Origin of the sequence: Georgenia daeguensis (assembly GCF_039537705.1) — a bacterium.
GTDB classification, from domain to species: domain Bacteria; phylum Actinomycetota; class Actinomycetes; order Actinomycetales; family Actinomycetaceae; genus Georgenia; species Georgenia daeguensis.
The window spans coordinates 152431-169187 of record NZ_BAABBA010000009.1; the positions used below are offsets into that span (position 1 = coordinate 152431).

At 76.4% G+C, this 16757-nt stretch carries 10 protein-coding genes; 5 read left to right on the plus strand and 5 right to left on the minus strand.

Features of this window, described 5'->3' with window-relative positions:
• Positions 1 to 145 precede the first annotated feature (145 nt).
• A complete protein-coding gene (locus tag ABD774_RS10970; RefSeq protein WP_345040923.1) occupies positions 146 to 3355 on the plus strand; it encodes an ATP-dependent helicase in 3210 nt (1069 codons plus the stop codon).
• Positions 3352 to 6717, plus strand: a complete 3366-nt coding sequence (locus tag ABD774_RS10975; protein WP_345040925.1) for an ATP-dependent helicase — start codon at positions 3352 to 3354, stop codon at positions 6715 to 6717. The genes ABD774_RS10970 and ABD774_RS10975 overlap by 4 nt, the downstream gene beginning before the upstream one ends.
• Positions 6718 to 6781: 64 nt before the next feature.
• Here the strand turns inward: ABD774_RS10975 and ABD774_RS10980 are convergent, their stop codons facing one another.
• Positions 6782 to 8122, minus strand: coding sequence for a phosphotransferase (locus ABD774_RS10980; RefSeq protein ID WP_345040927.1), 1341 nt, complete (start codon positions 8120 to 8122; stop codon positions 6782 to 6784).
• A gap of 275 nt (positions 8123 to 8397) precedes the next feature.
• Positions 8398 to 9093 (minus strand): DUF998 domain-containing protein, encoded by a 696-nt coding sequence (locus ABD774_RS10985; protein ID WP_345040929.1) that lies wholly within the window; start codon positions 9091 to 9093, stop codon positions 8398 to 8400.
• Positions 9094 to 9250: 157 nt separating this feature from the next.
• Here ABD774_RS10985 and ABD774_RS10990 point away from each other — a divergent pair, with 157 nt between their 5' ends.
• The 3 genes from ABD774_RS10990 (at position 9251) to ABD774_RS11000 (ending at position 14102) form a co-directional block, all read left to right on the plus strand.
• Entirely contained in the window at positions 9251 to 12727 is a 3477-nt protein-coding gene (locus ABD774_RS10990) for an adenylate/guanylate cyclase domain-containing protein (protein ID WP_345040932.1), read from the plus strand.
• The gene (locus ABD774_RS10995) at positions 12724 to 13488 is read left to right on the plus strand and encodes a maleylpyruvate isomerase family mycothiol-dependent enzyme (protein ID WP_345040934.1); all 765 of its coding nucleotides are present in this window, start codon (positions 12724 to 12726) and stop codon (positions 13486 to 13488) included. Before ABD774_RS10990 ends, ABD774_RS10995 begins: the two co-directional genes overlap by 4 nt.
• A gap of 149 nt (positions 13489 to 13637) precedes the next feature.
• The gene (locus ABD774_RS11000) at positions 13638 to 14102 is read left to right on the plus strand and encodes a hypothetical protein (protein ID WP_345040937.1); all 465 of its coding nucleotides are present in this window, start codon (positions 13638 to 13640) and stop codon (positions 14100 to 14102) included.
• 115 nt (positions 14103 to 14217) lie between these two features.
• Here ABD774_RS11000 and ABD774_RS11005 read toward each other — a convergent pair whose 3' ends face one another.
• From ABD774_RS11005 to ABD774_RS11015, 3 genes are read right to left on the minus strand one after another with little or no spacing between them, the layout of a single operon-like run.
• Positions 14218 to 15102: an NAD(P)-dependent oxidoreductase gene (locus ABD774_RS11005; protein WP_345040940.1), complete on the minus strand. Its 885-nt coding sequence runs from the start codon at positions 15100 to 15102 to the stop codon at positions 14218 to 14220.
• Positions 15099 to 15725, minus strand: a complete 627-nt coding sequence (locus ABD774_RS11010; RefSeq protein ID WP_345040942.1) for a DAK2 domain-containing protein — start codon at positions 15723 to 15725, stop codon at positions 15099 to 15101. Before ABD774_RS11010 ends, ABD774_RS11005 begins: the two co-directional genes overlap by 4 nt.
• A gap of 5 nt (positions 15726 to 15730) precedes the next feature.
• A complete protein-coding gene (locus ABD774_RS11015) occupies positions 15731 to 16732 on the minus strand; it encodes a dihydroxyacetone kinase subunit DhaK (RefSeq protein WP_345040944.1) in 1002 nt (333 codons plus the stop codon).
• Between the last annotated feature and the right edge of the window lie 25 nt (positions 16733 to 16757).

Below are 16757 nucleotides of genomic sequence, written 5' to 3' on the forward strand. Positions count from 1 at the left end.
CGGCGTGAGCGTCGTCCCCGCGGGGCCGACGGCCGTCAGTGCCGTCCCGGCCGCCCGGCGTGAGCGTCGCCCCGGCGGGCGGGGGTGATCGCCGTCCCGCGAGCCGTTCCGGCCCGATGTCGGTGGGGTGTGATGGCATCGGGGCATGGACGACAGGACCTGGGGGACCGCGCTGGCGCTGAGGCTGCCTGCCCCGACCCCCGGGCCGCCCACCCTCGACGAGCAGCAGGCCGAGGCGGTGGCCTGGCCGCGCGGGGCCGGCCACCTTCTCGTGGTCGGTGCACCGGGCACGGGCAAGACCACGACGGCGATCGAGTCCTTCCTCGCCCGCGCCTCGGCCGCGGCGGACGGCGGCGGGGACGTGCTGCCCGGCGACCAGGGCGTCCTGCTGCTCGTGCCCACGCGCCGCGGCGCGGCCCGGGTGCGGGACGCCGTCGCCGCCCGCCTCGGGCGGACCACCACCCAGGTCCTCGTGCGCACGCCGGCGTCCTTCGCCTACTCGGTGCTGCGGATGCGAGCGACCCTCCTGGACGAGCCGCCGCCCACCCTGATCACCGGCCCGGAGCAGGACCAGATCCTCGCCGACCTCCTCGACGGCCACCGGGCCGGGCTCGGCGCGCCCGTGCGCTGGCCGGCCAGCGTCGGACCCGAGACCCTCGCGCTCGGCGCCTTCCGCGACGAGCTGCGGGACCTGTTCATGCGGGCCGCCGAGCTCGGCCTCGGGCCGGAGGAGCTCGCCGAGCGGGGCCGGCGCCACGACCGACCGGAGTGGGTGGCCGCCGCGGTCCTGCTGCAGGAGTACCAGGAGGTGACCGCCCTGGGGGAACTCACGCCCGACCGCGGTGCCCGGCTCGACGCCGCCCGCATCGTCGACGAGGCGACGGCCGCGCTGCGCGCCTGGGAGGCGGAGGTGCCGGCGCACCCCCGACCGCGCTGGTCCGCCGTGGTCGTGGACGACCACCAGGACTCCACGCTCGCCACCGCCCGGCTCTTGCGGGTCCTGGCCGACGACGGCTCCCAGCTGTTCCTGCACGGCGACCCGGACGCCGGGGTGCAGGGGTTCCGCGGCGGCACCCCGGCTCTGGTGGGCCGCGCCGAGACCCGCGAGCCGCTCGGTGGCTTCGACGCCCACCGCATCGAGCTGCGCACCGCGCACCGTCAGGACGGCGCCCTGCGGGCGGCCACCGTCGCGGTCACCTCGTCGATCTCCACCCTGGGAGCGGCCGGCCACCGCCGGGCGCGCGCCGGTGCCGAGCCCGAGGGGCCACGGCCGGGGGGTGCGCCGCCCCGGGGGGTCGAGCCCGCGGTGCTGCGCTCGCGGGCGCAGGAGGGGGCGTGGATCGCGCGCCAGCTGCGTGAGGAGCACCTCCACCACGGCACGCCGTGGTCCCAGATGGCCGTGGTCGTGCGCTCCGCGGGTCATCTGCGCGAGCTCCAGCGCTCCCTGCGCAGCTGGCGCGTGCCGGTCGGCGGGCAGGCGGCGCCCGGCGTGCTGCGCGAGGAGCCGGCTGTGCGCCCGCTGCTGGTGGCGCTGGCCGCGGTCCTCGCCGGCACGCCGAGCCCGGAGCAGGCCGTCGAGCTGCTCACCTCGCCCCTGGGTGGCACCGACGCCGTCGGCCTGCGCGTCCTGCGCCGCACGCTGCGCGGGCTGGAGCGGGCCGCGGGCGGCGCGCGCCCCGTGGACGAGCTGCTGGCCGCGCGGCTGGCCGACCCCGAGCTGGCCGCCGGCCTGCCCCGCACGGCGGGTCGGGGCGCGGCCCGCGTCGCTGCGGTGCTGGCGGCGGGCCGGGCCGCGCTCGAGCGGCCCGGCGCCACGGCGGAGACGGTGCTGTGGGCGCTCTGGGACACCGCCGGCCTGGCCGAGCCCTGGCGCGAACGGGCCCTCTCCGGCGGGCCGGGGTCAGAGCGGGCGGACGCCGACCTCGACGCCGTCATGGCCCTGTTCCGGGCCGCCGAGCAGTTCACCGACCGCACGGTCGGTGGCGGGCCCGCCGGCTTCCTCGAGCACCTGCGCGCCCAGGACCTGCCCGCCGACACCCTCGCCGCGCAGGGCGTGCGCGCCGAGGTCGTCCACGTCCTCACCCCGGCCGCCGCGGCGGGCGAGGAGTGGCAGGTGGTGGCGGTGGCCGGGCTGCAGGAGGACGCGTGGCCCGACCTGCGGCTGCGGGACTCCCTCCTCGGCTCGGGCGCCCTCTCCGACCTGGAGGCGGGCCGTTCCGCCGACGGTCGCCGTGCTTTCGGGCCGGCCCGGCGTGCCGTCCTCGACGACGAGCTGCGCATGCTCGCCGTGGCTGTCTCCCGCGCGAGCCGCCGCCTGCTCGTCACCGCCGTCCTCGACGAGGAGGAGCGTCCCTCGACGTTCCTCGACCTGCTCGCGCCCGACCTCGACCCCACCCAGGTCCGCAGCGTGCCGCCGGCGCTCGACCTGCGGGGCCTGGTCGCCGAGCTGCGCTGCGCCCTGGAGGAGCCGGTCACCTCCGAGGAGGACGCCCGGCGCCGTGACGCGGCCGCCACCCTGCTGGCGCACCTGGCCGAGGAGGAGGTGCCCGGCGCCGACCCGGTCAGCTGGAGCGGCCTCGCGCCCGTGAGCACGGACCAGCCCCTCCGGCCGCCCGAGTCACTCGTCCCCGTCAGCCCGTCCGGCGTCGAGCAGGCCACGACGTGCGGCCTGCGCTGGGCGCTGGAGCAGGCGGGCGGGCGCGGGGACGCGAGCACCGACCAGTCCGTCGGGTCGCTGATCCACGAGATCGCCGCCGAGCACCCGCACGGGACGCTGGAGGTGCTCACCGCCGCCCTCGACGAGCGGTGGGCCGAGCTCGGCATGGGCGAGGGATGGGTGGGCCGCCGCCGGCGGGCCCTTGCCGAGCAGATGATCGAACGGCTCGCCGGCTACCTCGCCTCGGTCCCGGGTGAGGTCGACGTCGAGCGTGACTTCGCCGTCGAGGTCGGGCGCGCCCGCCTCGCCGGACGGATGGACCGGGTCGAGCACCTCGACGACGGCCGTGTCCGGGTGGTCGACCTGAAGACCTCCGCCAGCCCGGTGAGCAAGGACAAGGCGGAGGAGCACCCGCAGCTCGGCACGTACCAGCTCGCCGTCGAGGCCGGCGCCTGGGACGGCCTCGGCGCCGACGGCGCCCGGCTGGTCTACCTCGGCACCGGCAGGACCGCGACCCTGCGCGAGCAGCGTGCCCTGGGGAACGCCGACGACCCGCGCTGGGCCGCCGACCTCGTCGAGCTCGCCGCCGAGACCATGGCCGGTGCGTCCTTCGACGCCATCGCCAACGACCAGTGCGACCACTGCCCGGTGCGCACCTCCTGCCCGCTGCAGGACGACGGAGGACGGGTGACCCAGTGACGATCCAGGACCACACCGTTCCGGCGCCCGCCCCGCCGGGCGCCGCCGTCGCCACCGCCGCACGTCCACGCTGGTCGGCCGCGGAGATCGCCGACCGGCTCGAGCTGCCCACGCCCACCGAGGAGCAGGCCGCCGTCATCGAGGCGCCGCTCGCCCCGTTGCTCGTCGTCGCCGGCGCAGGGTCGGGCAAGACCGAGACGATGTCCTCGCGCGTCGTCTATCTCGTCGCCAACGGCCTCGTCCGCGGCGAGGAGGTGCTCGGCCTGACCTTCACCCGGAAGGCCGCCGCCGAGCTCGCCCACCGGATCCGCGCGCGCCTGCGGGCCCTGCGGGCGGCGGGCCTGACGCCGCCCGGCGCGGAGGACGCCGCGGAGGGGCCGGGCCTGGACGTCGACCGGCCCCAGGTGGCCACGTACAACTCCTTCGCCGGGAACATCGCCCGCGACCACGCCCTGCGGGTGGGCGCCGACCCCGACGCGCGGCTGGTGACCGAGGCCGGCGCCTGGCAGCTCGCCGACGACCTCGTGCAGGGTTGGGAGCAGGACCTCGCCACGGACCGGTCGCCCGGCTCCGTCACCCAGGCCGTGCTCGGCCTGGCGGGCGCGCTCCGGGAGAACCTGCTGGAGCCGGACGAGGCCCGCGAGCTCCTGGTGGACCTGCGCGCCGACCTGCTCGACAAGGTTCCGGGCAGACGGAAGAAGCCGTTGGCGGAGGTGCTCAAGGTCGCCGCCTCGCTCGACGAGCGGGTCGCCCTGCTCGATCTCGTCGAGGCCTACGAGCGGCGCAAGCGCGAGCGCGGCCTCATCGGGTTCGCCGACCAGGTCGCCCTCGCCGCGCAGATCGCCGACGCGGTCCCCGAGGTGGGTGCCCAGCTGCGGGAGCAGCACCGCGTCGTGCTGCTCGACGAGTTCCAGGACACCTCCGTCGCCCAGCTCGAGCTGCTCGCCAACCTCTTCGGCGGCGGTCACCCCGTCACCGCCGTCGGCGACCCGAACCAGGCCATCTACGGCTGGCGGGGCGCCTCGGCCGCCTCCCTGGCGGAGTTCCCCGCCCGCTTCCCGCACGTGGAGCCCGGCGGCGCGCCCCGCCAGGCGGCCACCCTCGCGCTGAGCACCTCCTGGCGCAACGACCGCCAGATCCTCGCCGCCGCGAACACCGTCTCCCAGCCGTTGCGCGCCCCCGGCGCCAGCCTCGGCCCGTCGGTGCCGGTGCCCGAGCTGCGCGCCAAGCCCGGGGCCGAGGCCGGCGAGGTGCTCGGCCTGTACGCGGCGACCCAGGCCGAGGAGGAGGCGCGCGTCGCGGACTTCCTCGCCGAACGGTGGGAGCCTGCGGGACCGCGGACCGCGGCGGTGCTGTGCCGCAAGCGCAGCCAGTTCCCGGGGATCGTCCGGGCGTTGCAGGCCCGGGGTCTGCCCTACCGGGTCGTCGGCATGGGCGGGCTGCTGGCCACCCCGGAGGTCGTCGACGTCCGGGCCGCCCTGCAGGTGGCGAACGACGCCGCCCGCGGCGACGCGCTCATGCGCCTGCTGACCAACCTGCGCCTGGGAGTGGCGGACCTGCACGCGCTGCAGGACTGGGCCCGCCACCTCGCCCGCAGCGCCGCGGTCTCACTGACCGAGGTCGAGGAGCGACGCCTCGACCCGCGTGAGGAGTCCAGCCTGGTCGAGGCCGTGGAGCACCCGCCCCGTGCCGGCTGGACCGGCCCGCGCGGGCACACGATGAGCGAGGAGGGCGCCGCGCGGGTGCGCCGCCTGGGCGACGTGCTGCGGCAGATCCGCGCCCTGACGCACCTGTCCCTGCCCGAGCTCGTCGTCGCCACCGAGCAGCTCCTCGAGGTGGACATCGAGGTGGCGGCGCGCGCAGGCACCTCGGCGACCGGCGCGGCGCGAGCCGCCCTGGACGCCTTCGCCGACGTCGCCGCGTCCTTCGCCGCCGACGCCGATCGGCCCACCCCGGGCGCCTTCCTCGCCTGGCTCGACGCCGCGGAGGAGCGGGAGCGAGGGCTGGACGCGGTCGAGACCACCGAGACCGAGCCCGACTCCGCCGTCGTCCAGGTCCTCACCGTCCACGCCGCCAAGGGGCTCGAGTGGGACGTCGTGGCGGTTCCCGGGATGGTGGAGAAGCAGTTCCCCGGGTACGACGGCAACGTCCGGCCGGACGGCTCCGTCACCGCGGCGGCCTGGCTGACCAGCGTCGGGGAGCTGCCCTACCCGCTGCGCAAGGACGCGGACGCCCTCCCGCGCCTAGACGTCGCCGGCGCGGCCACCCACGACGACGTCGAGGAGGCCCGCCTCGCCTTCCGTGAGGCGGCGGGCTCGCACCGGGTGGCCGAGGAGCGCCGCCTCGCCTACGTGGCCCTCACCCGGGCCCGGCACACCCTGCTGCTGTCCGGTTCCTGGTTCCGTTCCGGGAAGACCGCCCTGCCGCCGTCGAGGTTCCTCGCCGAGCCGCGCCGCGCGGGCCAGGTGGCGGACCTCGCCGGCGACGCCTGGGCGGAGCAGCCGCCCCCCGACGCCGAGAACCCGGGCACGGACGCCGCACCCGTGCGCTGGCCGGTCGACCCGTTGGGCCCCCGCCGCCCTGCCCGGGAGGCCGCCGCCGCGGCCGTGCGCGAGGCCCGTGCCTCCGCGGTGCGCCCCGAGCTGCGTGCCCGGACGGGTGACGACACCGTGGACCGCTGGCTCGCGGACGCCGAGCTGCTGCTGCGCGAGCGCGCCGAGGCAACGGCCCGCGAACGGGAGATCACCCTCGCCGGGCACCTGTCCGCCTCGGCGGTCGTCAGCCTCGTCACCGACCCACGCCGCTTCGCGCGCGACCGCCGCCGCCCCGTGCCCGCCGAGCCGACGCTGGTCTCGCGGCGGGGAACCCGGTTCCACCAGTGGGTCGAGCACTTCTACGGGCAGGCGGCGCTCCTCGACGTCGAGGACGTGGGCGGCAGCGGGGAGGACGCCGGGGACGCCGTGCTCTCCGACGAGGAGCTCCAGCGCTTCCAGCGCACGTTCGCCGCCTCGGAGTGGGCACGTCGCGAGCCGGTCGCCGTCGAGGTGGACCTGGAGACGCCGGTCGCCGGCACGATCGTGCGGTGCCGGATCGACGCCGTGTTCGACGGTCCGGCCGGCGTCGAGGTCGTGGACTGGAAGACCGGCCGGCCGCCGCGCGGGGACGAGGAGCTCGCGGAGCGCGAGATGCAGCTCGCCCTGTACCGGCTGGCCTGGTCCCGGTCGACGAGCACGCCGCTCGAGCAGGTGGGGGCGGCGTTCTACTACGTGGGCCACGACCAGACCGTGCGCGCGGGAGCACTGACGGAGGAGGAGATCGTCGCTCGCATCACCGCCGCCATCGAGGCCGGCAGGGCGCACTGACGGCGGCGGTTCGCGGCGAACTCAGGGAGCGATGGGCCGGTTGTGGAGCCGCGGGCCGCCGTTCTCAGCGGTCGCGGTGCCGGTCGTCCTCGCGCAGGAAGTCGGGCAGGTCGGTCCCCAGGTGCAGCTCCTCGGTGACCGCCGCGCGGTCGGGGCCGCCTTCGGCGCCACCGTGCTGCCCGCCCGCCGCCACCTCGGTGTCGGGGAGCTGCCTTTCCTCGGCAGGTGCCTCGGCCTCGGTGGGCCGCACGCCGTCGGCGGGTGCCTCGGCCTCGGTGGGCCGCACGCCGTCGGCTGGTGCCTCGGACTCGGACGCCGCGGTCCGAGCCGCCTCGGACCGGGCCGCCTCGGTCTGTGCCGGCTGAGCCTCGGCGGCCTGGGACTCCTCCGCCTCCTCGTCCGCGTCGTGCGGGGCGTCGGCCTCGTCATCCGGTGCCCACGCCGCGTCGTACTCGCGCACCACCAGAGGCTCGTGCGCGCCGATGCCGGGCGCGTCGGCAACGTCCTCGGCGAGCGCACGGAGCATGGCCGTGGCGTCCTCCACCACCGGCTGCTCGTCGTGGCGCACGCCGTGGAGCAGCCACCGGGCCAGGGCGAGCTCCGAGACGAGCAGCGCGCGATCCATGAGCGTGGCGTCGGCGCCCTCGGTGCGGGCGAGCGAGTACGCCTCCTCGATCGCATCGAGAGAGTCCTCCGGGGCCGCGGCGAGCAGCCAGGCGAGATCCTCGGCGGGGTCGCCCACGTGCACCTCGGACAGGCTGAGCAGCGCCGAGATCCGCCCGTCCGTGACCAGGACGTGCTCGGGGGCGAGGTCGCCGTGGACCGGGGTGGGCCGGAACCGCCACAGCGCCACGTCCTCCAGCGCGTGCTCCCAGCGGTTGAGCAGCGACGAGGGAACACGGCCGGTCCGCGCGGCCTCGTCCACCTCGGCCAGGCACCGGCGACGGTAGGAGTCGGCGTCGTAGACCGGGAGTCCGGCGTCGGCGACGACGGCGGGGTCGAGCTCGTGGAACGCGGCGATCGCCCGGCCGAGCTCGGCGGACAGGCCCGGCCCGGGGGTCAGCCGGTCCAGGACCAGCGGGCGGCCGACGAGGGCACGGAAGGCCATGGCGCGCCCGCCCTCCGGGAGAGCGGCGAAGCCGACCGGCCGGGGCACGTCGAACGGCAGGCGGCCCTCGTCGACCTCCTTGACGAGGTTCGCCAGCAGCGCCACCTCACCCTCGAGGGCGGCGCCGGCGGCGGGGTGCAGCGGCGCCCGGATGACCCAGTGGCGACCGCCGGCGTCGAGGAGGCCGGTCGTCTGGTAGTCGCTGTTGGCCGTCTGCGGTGGGCGCGTCGCGACCACGTCCAGGCCGGGCACGGCCGTGGTGGCGAGGGCGGCGAGGGCGAGCGCTGAACGGACCACACGGCAAACCTATGCGGGCGAGGCGGGCGGTGCGAGGCGCACGCGCCGGTGACGGGCGATGTGCGTCAGCGCGCGAAAATACGGGAATCCCGGCCCGAAAATGCAGGCAGCCCACCCGGTGGCGAAACCGGGTGGGCCTAGCGGACAACCTGTGGAAGAGGTTGGCCGCCACGCAGAAGCCTACGCGGGGCACGCTCGCGTTGTCGTCCCGGACCCGACGGCGACAGCGGGGCGTGCGTCACACACGTCTGCCCGTGTCATACGCGTCGGCGGCGTCACTCACCTCGGCCCACGCCGGGTGGGCCAGAGCCCCGGCGTGCGCTCCGACGGCCCGGCAGGCCGGCCGCTCCCCGCCTGAGCGCGTCCTGCTCCCGCAGGAGCCGAGCCGCCACGAGCGACACCCACGACATCAGCACCACGGTGACGAGCGCCAGGCGGACCGCGGTGCCGCCGAAGGGCCACCACGCGAGGGCGGCGCCGGCCACCGCCGTGACCACGCTGTACCGCGCCCAGCCGCGCTCGCCGGACCGGGCGAAGCGGCGGGCCAGCGCCAGGCACGCGAGCAGCCCGGCGTTGATGGCCAGGACGGTGCCGACGTCGTGCAGGAGACCGTCCCGGGCGGCGGTCGAGGGGCCGGCCGGAGCAGCGCCCGCAGGGAAGCCGCCGTAGGACCTGACCCGGAACGACCCGGCCAGGACCAGCCCGAGGCCTGCGACGCCGAGCAGCGGGGCGGCCAGCGCGCCTCGCCCTCCGGGGTGCGGCATCCGCGAGACGCCGACGGCGAAGCCGGCCACGAGCAGCCCGCTCACGACGAAGTTGGTCGTCTGCACCCACCCCAGGTCGCCGTGGCTGAGCAGGCTGATGCCGTGCCGGCGCAGGTCGAAGCCCTCGCGAGTGACGGCCTGGACCGCCGTCGTCGCCACGAAGAGGGCGCCCGCGACGACGCCGCAGCTCAGCATCGTCCGTGTCACCGCGCCTCCTCCCGCGGGTGTGCGCGCTGGTGCCCGGCGTGCGCGTGCCGGTCACCGGCCGTGCAGCTCATGATGACAGAACGGCGGGGCGGAACCCGTCTGGAGAACCGCACCGTTCCGCGCCTGAGAGGGCACGTCGGCCGTTACCGTTCCGGACGTGGGTGGGATCGTCCGGCGGGTCGTGAGCGTGGTCTTCGCGGACCTCGTGGGCTTCACCGCGCTGTCCGAGCGGCTCGACCCCGAGGACGTCGCCCGCATCCAGGAGGAGTTCTTCTCGCGCGCCGCCGCGACGCTCGCCGAGCACGGCGGGATCGTCGAGAAGTACATCGGCGACGCGGTCATGGCGACCTTCGGGGTGGAGGTCGCCTCGGACGACGACGCCGTACGGGCCGTCCGTGCCGCGACCGGTCTGCAGCACGCCGCCCGGAGGACCGAGGCGCCCCTGGGACTGGTGCCCGGCACCCTCGACCTGCGGGTGGGCGTGAACACCGGCGAGGTCGTGGTCTCACGCGTCGCTGCCGGATGGCGGGTCACCGGCGACGTCGTCAACACCGCCGCCCGCCTCCAGGCGGCCGCAGCCCCCGGGGAGGTGCTCCTCGGCCCCGAGACCGCGTTCGGCGTCGCGCACGCCTTCGCGCTCGAGCCGGCGGGCGAGCTGACCCTGCGGGGCAAGGCGGAGCCGGTGCCGGTCTGGCGGCCGGGCGGCACGCGCGCCGTCGTCCGCCGGGGGCTGGCGGCGCTCGGGCTGCACGCCCCGATGCTCGGGCGCCAGCATCTTCTCGACGAGCTCTTCGCCGCGCTCTCGTCGGCCGGCGCGGGCGGCGACGGCGGATCTCGCGACGGCGGATCTCGCGACGGCGGGTCTCGCGACGGCGGAGGTCGCGACGGCGGACATCCCGCCGGCGGACATCCCGCCGGCGGCGGTCGCGACGGCGGGGGACGACGCGCGGTGCTCGTCGTGGCGCCGCCCGGGGTCGGCAAGTCGCGCGTGGCCGAGGAGCTCTGCCTGCGCGCCGCCTCGGCTGGCCACCCCGCGCTGGTCGCACGGCCGGACGGGCGGGCGAGCGGCTACGGGGCCGTCGCCCAGCTCATGAGCGAGGCGCTCGCCGTCGCCGGGGTCGGGGCGGCGGCCCCCGACGACGACGCGCTGCTGGCGTGGCTCGTGGGCGAGGGGTTCGTGGACGGGCACGCGCGGACGGTCGCCCGCCACGTGCGCGACCTCATGCGCGGAGCGCTCACGGCGGAGCCGGGGGACCTGTTCGCCTCGTGGGCGGCCGCGCTGGACGCGGTCCCCGGCCCGGCCCCGCTGTGGGTGGTCGAGGACGTCCACCTCGCCGGGCCCGACCTGCGCGCCTTCCTCGCCCACGTCCTGGCGAGCCCCGGGCGTGGCCTCATGCTGCTCACGGCGCGGCCCGACGCCTCGCTGACCGACTCCGGCCCGCTGTCCGAGGTCCCGCTGCTGCACCTGCCGCCCCTCGCGGCCTCCGACACCGAGTCGATGGTGCGGGAGCTCGTGGGGGCGGACGCGGTGCCCGAGGAGTACGTCGACGGGATCGTGCGCGTCTCCGGCGGGAACCCGCTCTTCGTGGAGGAGCTGCTCCGCTCGTGGATCCTCGGCGGGGTGCTGACGTCGCGCGACGGGGGCTGGGCCTTCGGCGGCACGCTGGCGCCCGCGCTGCCGACGACCGTCCACGCCATCTACCAGGCGCAGCTGGACCGCCTGCCGCCGACCTCGCGCGAGGTGGTGGAGCGCGGCTCCGTCCCCGGCACCACGTTCCCCTCGGCGGCGCTGCCCGCGCTCGGCGTGGACGAGCCGTCCCCGGCCCTGGACTCCCTCACCCGCACCGGTCTGCTCAGCGGCCCTCACGACGGGCTCGTCCACGACCGGTCGTACACGTACCGGCACGCGCTGCTGCGCGACACGGCCTACGCCTCCCTGGGCCGCGGCCGGCGCGCCGAGCTCCACGCCCGCTTCGCCGGCTGGATCCGCGGGCGGGGACCGGCGGAGCTCGTCGGCCTGCACCTGGCGCTCGCCCTCGAGGCGCTGCCCGGCACCGCCGCCGAGCTCGACGGCCGAGAGCCCCGTGAGGTCGCCGACGAGGCCGCCGGCTGGCTCGAGCGCGGCGCGGCGGAGCACCTCGTCCCCTCGCCCCAGCGGGCGGCCGAGCTGCTGGGGCGGGCGCTCGACGTCGCATCCGGGGCGGTCGCGCCGGTGCGGCTGCGGCGCACGCTCGCCCGGGCGGAGGCTCTGCGCCGGGCCGGCCGGCTGGAGGAGGCGCTGGTGGCGTTCCGCGACGGCGGCTCCCTTGCCCGGGAGGTGGCCGACCCCGCCGGGCTGCGCGAGGCGGCGCTGGGTTACGAGAACGCACTCTTCGCGAGCCGGCTGCCGCGGGAGGTGTGGGGCGCGGCCGGCCTCGAGCTGCTCGACGCCGCCCTGCTGGTCCATCCCGCCCCCGGGACCCGTCACGCGAGCACCGACGGCAGGGCGCAGGGGCCGCCCCCTGCTGAGAAGAAGGACGGGGCGATCGACCAGGTGCACGGACGCGTCCGGCTGCTCGCCGCCCGCGGCCGCGCGCTGGTCTACTCGGGCCTGCGGGCCGAGGGCGTCGAGTCCGGGACGGCCGCCGTGCGGCTCGCGGAGTCCACGGGGGACGCGGTCGCCGTCGCCGAGTCCTCCCTCGCGCTGCGCGCGGGGCTCGCTGGCCCCGAGCACCTCACCGAGCGCCTGGACGGCCTCACCCGCGCCGTCGCGGCGGCGGAGCTGACCGGCGACGACGAGCTCCAGCTCGAGGCCGCGCGACTGCAGCTGGTCGACGCGCTGGAGGCCGGGGACCTCGCCCTCGCCGACGCCGCGCAGGAACGGGCCGCCGCGCTGGCTCGGCGGATGGGCCGGCCGCTCTACCTCTGGTACCCGCCGATGTGGGAGGCGATGCGCGCGCTCCTCGCCGGCAGCTACGCCTCCGCCCCCGGCCTCGTCGAGGCCTTCGCCGAGCAGGCGCGCCGCTCGCACTACGCGGACGCCCCCATGGTCCGGACCATCCAGCTCCTCGAGCTCCATCTCATGACGGGCGGCGCGCCCGAGGTGACGCCAGAGGTCGCCGCGTACGCCGAGGCGCTCCCGGACCGGTGGGGCTTCGCCGCGGCCGTCCTGCATGCCCGGGCGGGTGACGCGGCAGCGGCGCGCCGGACGCTCGACCGCTACGCCACGGCGCACTTCGGCAACGTCGTGCAGGACCTCGGCCGCAGCACGTCGCTCGCCTACCTCGCCGAGGCGGCGGCCGCCGTCGGGACGCCGTCGGAGTGCGCGCGCCTGGCCGAGCTGCTCGCGCCGTGGGCCGGGCACCTCGTCGTGCTGGGGTCCGGCGCGCTGTGCCTCGGCTCGGCCGACCACTTCCTCGGGCTCGCGCTGCGCGGGGCAGGCGAGCTGGACCGCGCCGAGCGGCACCTCGCCTCCGCCGTCGAGCTCAACGACGCCCTCGGGGCGGCCGGGCGGGCCGTGTGGTCGCGCGCGGAGCTGGGCCGGACGCTGCGCCTGGCCGGCCGGCCGGGCTCGGAGGCGCTGCTCGGCCGGGCCCGGGCCGACGCGCACGCGCTCGGGATGGTCCCGCTGGCACGAGAGCTGGAGCACGCATGAACGACGACGCCGCATCGCTGATCGGCAGGGACTGGGCCTCCTTCCTGGACCTCCTCGACGGCGCCGGGTGGGAGACGCCGACCCGCCTGCAGGGCTGGACGGTGGAGGACCTGGCCCGGCACGTGCACTGGGGGATGACCCTCGAGGCGGACGCGCTGGAGCTGCTCGCTGCGCGTTCGGCGGGGGAGGCGGTCGGACCGGCCGGAGAGGCGGTGCGAACGGCGCGCGGCGATCCGCTCGAGGCACCGCGGGAGCAGATCGTCGCGGCGCTCCGGGGGGCGCGCGGTCGGCTCCTCCGAGCGCTCGCCGCGGCGCCGTCGGACCCTGCCGCGCTCGTCCCGATGCCGTACGGGGACCTCCCGCTCGCCTTCGCGGTGCAGATCTTCGTCATGGAGGCCGCGGTGCACCGCAGCGACCTGGCCCACGCCGTCGGCGCCGACGACCGGCTCGGGCCCGGCACGCACGCGCCGGCGGCCGCGGTGCTGCAGGCGTTCTGGCCGGTGCTCGCGGCCGACGCCACCGCGGTCCCGCCCACCGGCACCGGCTTCCTGCTGCGCGGCACGAGCGTCGTCGTCGAGGCCGAGTACGACGGCGTCGCCTGGGCGGCGCCGACCGGACCGCACGCCGTGGTCATCAGCGGCGAGGACGACGAGGTTCTCCTCGCCGGGTACGGACGGGTGCCGGTGGAGGCGGCGAGGGTGCGCATCGACGGCGACGTCGCGCTGGCCCGGCGGCTGAAGGAGTACGTCCCGGGCCCCTGATCGGTCCCTCGGACGCTGTGCCCTCGCTGGCCGGCCGCCGGGGCGCTCAGCGTCCCGCTCGCCGAGGCCGGCAGTTCGTGACGAGACCGTGACGGAGCGAGCGCGCGATGGCGGCGGTGGCACGGTCGGAAACCTGCCAGCATGTCGCCATGACGAAGACGTCGTGGATCGGTGGGTGCCGCACGAAGGCGATGGCGGTCGGGGCGACGGTGCTGGTGGTCACAGGCGCCGTGACCGCGTGCGCGGCGGCGGACTCGGCGGGGGAGTCGTCGGCTGCCTGCGCCGCGCCGAGCGTGACGGTCGAGCCGGTCACCGTCGCGCCCGGCGACGAGGTGACGGTGCGGGGCGAGGCGATGATGGAGGGGTGTGCCGACGCGATCGGCATGGACGAGGACGGCAACGTCATCAGCAAGGAGACCGTGACCCCGTTCGCCGGGCTCGAGGTCAGGTTGCTCGCCGCCGGCACGGAGCGGGTGCTCGCGACGGTGGACGCGGACGAGCACGGTGCGTTCGAGATCACCGTACGTATCCCGCAGGACTCACCGGCCGGCGGCGCCGAGGTCGCCGTGGACGTGACGGGGGCGGAGAGCGCCAAGGTCGAGGTCGTCGGGTAGGCGCTTCCGTCGCGCCTGTCCACCGGTTCGGACGGCGGGCTACTGCTGGTGCGGCTTCGGAAAGAGGTGCGGCGGGTGGCCGTGCCACCCGCCGCACCGTCAGCAGCCTTCGAGCTCAGCGCTGCGCGAGATCGACCTCCGCCCAACCAGCCAGGACCTTGATGAGGGCCGAGGCGTTGAGGTCCCCGAGCCCGGCCGTCATCGCGGCATCGAGCGTCTCGGCCGCGACCATCGCCCCCGGCACCGGCGCACCCACCTGCTCGGCGAGCTCGCTGATCAGCCGTACGTCCTTGCGCATGAGACGCAGCGCGAAGTTCGGGGAGTAGTCGTCCGCGAGGACGGCTGCGCCGACGCCGTCGTAGATCGGTGTGCGGAAGTCCGTCACGGCGACGACCTCGAGCACCTTGGCCAGGTCCAGCCCGGCCGCGCGAGCCAGGGTGAGGCCCTCGCCGAGGGAGTGCAGCTGGGCCGCGACGAGCAGGTTGCCGACGAGCTTCATGCGCGCGCCCGAGCCGGCCGGGCCCAGGTGGTGCACCGACTCGCTCACGGCCTCGAGCACCGGCCGCACGCGGGCGAACGTGTCGGCGTCGCCGCCGACGACGACCCAAAGCCCGCCGGCCTCCGCCTCGCCCTTCGACCCGAACACCGGCGCGTCGAGCATGGAGATGCCCCGCTCGGCGTACGCCGCGTGCTCCTCGTCGCTGAGCGCCGCGGAGATCGTCGACATGTCCACGACGACGGTCGGGGCGGCGACGTGGGCGAGCACCCCGTCCGCGCCCAGGGCGACGGCGCGCACGGCGGCGTCGTCGGACAGGCAGTACAGGACCACGTCCTGCCCGCGCACGGCCTCGGCGATCGACGTCGCAGTGCGGGCGCCGGCGACGTCCGGGCGCGACCCGGCGGTCCGGTTCCACACCGTGACATCGTGCCCGGCGGCCACCAGGTTGGTGGCCATGCCGCGGCCCATGGTGCCAAGGCCGAGGACGGCGACGGCGCTCATCGGGCTACCACCGCGGCGGCCTTCTGCCAGGACTGAAGGAACCGCAGCATCGCCGTGGCGCCCGGGTCCTGCAGGCCGATGCTGCGCTCCTGCAGCCAGGACGCGCGGCCCCGGCGGGACTGCAGATCGCGGGTCTCGACGACGGCCTTCTCGGCCGCGGCGATGGCGTCCTCCAGGCCGGCCGCGCCGTCCGCCCCGGTGACGAGCGCGTCGGCGGCGGGCATGATGGCGTCGAGGATGGTCTTGTCTCCCAGCTGTGTCTTGCCGCGCTGGGCGATGTTGTCGCCGGCCGCGCGCACGAAGGCCGCGGCCGCCGCGACGTCGACGTCCTCGACGTCGGCCCACGCCTTGGACCCGGCGAGCAGGCCGCCGGCGACCAGCGCCGCCATCGTGGAGGGGTTGGCGTTGGCGAAGGCCTTGGCGGCGGCGCGGGCGATCTCGGAGGGCCGGGCGTCCTCGGGGACGGCGCCGAGCGCCTCGATGACGGCGTTGGCGCCGAGCGAGATGGTGATGCCCAGGTCACCGTCGCCCAGCGCCTGGTCGAGGTCGCGCAGCTCGTCGGCGTACGTGACCAGCTCGGCCAGGCTGCGCTGGATGGCGCCGACCAGCTCTGTGGACTTCATGATGATCAGACCTCCTGGAAGAACGGGGACGCGGCGGGCGCGTCGAGCAGGGCGAGGCGGGCGTCGTCGAGCTTGAGCAGCGAGACGGACGCGCCGGCCATCTCCAGGCTCGTGGCGTACTCGCCGACGTACTGACGCTCGATGGTGACGCCGCGGTCGGCGAGGAGCTGGTGGACGCGGCGGTACATGACGTACAGCTCCTCCAGCGGGGTGGCGCCCAGCCCGTTGAGGAGCACGGCCACCCGATCCCCGGCGGTGATCTCGAGGTCCTCGACGATCGCGGTGAGGAGACGCTCGGTGATCTCGTCGGCGGTCTCCAGCGGCCCGCGGTGGATACCGGGCTCTCCGTGGATGCCGATGCCGACCTCCATCTCGCCGTCGGGCACGTCGAAGCTCGGCTCGCCCGTGGTCGGCAGGATCGTCGGGGACAGGCCGATGCCCATCGTCGCGGTGTGCTCGACGACGTCCTCGGCGACGGCGGCGACCTCCTCGAGGCTGTCGCCGCGCTCGGCGGCGGCGCCGGCGGCCTTGTAGGCGAAGAAGATGCCCGCGACGCCGCGGCGGTCGTGCTTGCGCTCCTTCGGCTGGCTGGCGACGTCGTCGCGGCCGAGGACGGTGCGGGTCTCGATGTCCTCGAGCTCGGCGAGGTCCGCGGCGAGGTCGAAGTTGAAGACGTCGCCGCCGTAGTTGCCGTACAGGTAGAGCACCCCCCGGCCTCCGTCGACGGCCTTGGTGGCCTCGAAGACCTGCTGGGAGCTCGGCGAGCTGAAGACGTTGCCGATCGCCACCCCGGAGGCGAGGCCCTTGCCGACGTAGCCCTTGAAGAGCGGCAGGTGGCCGGAGCCGCCGCCGGTGACGATGCCCACCTGGCCGGGAACGGGGGCGTCCGCCCGGACGAGGATCCGCGGGTCCTCGCCCGGTGTCTTCACCTGGTCGGGGTGGGCGAGGAGGATGCCCTCGATCATCTCGTCGACGAAGTTCTCGGGCTTGTTGATGATCTTTCTCATGACGTTCCTTTCGTCGAAGCTGTTG

Excerpts from the sequence above, each read along its gene's own strand:
- ABD774_RS10995 (WP_345040934.1), top strand. The coding sequence starts at position 12,724 with ATGAACGACGACGCCGCATCGCTGATCGGCAGGGACTGGGCCTCCTTC.
- ABD774_RS10970 (WP_345040923.1), top strand. The coding sequence starts at position 146 with ATGGACGACAGGACCTGGGGGACCGCGCTGGCGCTGAGGCTGCCTGCC.
- ABD774_RS11015 (WP_345040944.1), bottom strand. The coding sequence starts at position 16,732 with ATGAGAAAGATCATCAACAAGCCCGAGAACTTCGTCGACGAGATGATC.
- ABD774_RS11000 (WP_345040937.1), top strand. The coding sequence starts at position 13,638 with ATGACGAAGACGTCGTGGATCGGTGGGTGCCGCACGAAGGCGATGGCG.
- ABD774_RS11010 (WP_345040942.1), bottom strand. The coding sequence starts at position 15,725 with ATGAAGTCCACAGAGCTGGTCGGCGCCATCCAGCGCAGCCTGGCCGAG.
- ABD774_RS11005 (WP_345040940.1), bottom strand. The coding sequence starts at position 15,102 with ATGAGCGCCGTCGCCGTCCTCGGCCTTGGCACCATGGGCCGCGGCATG.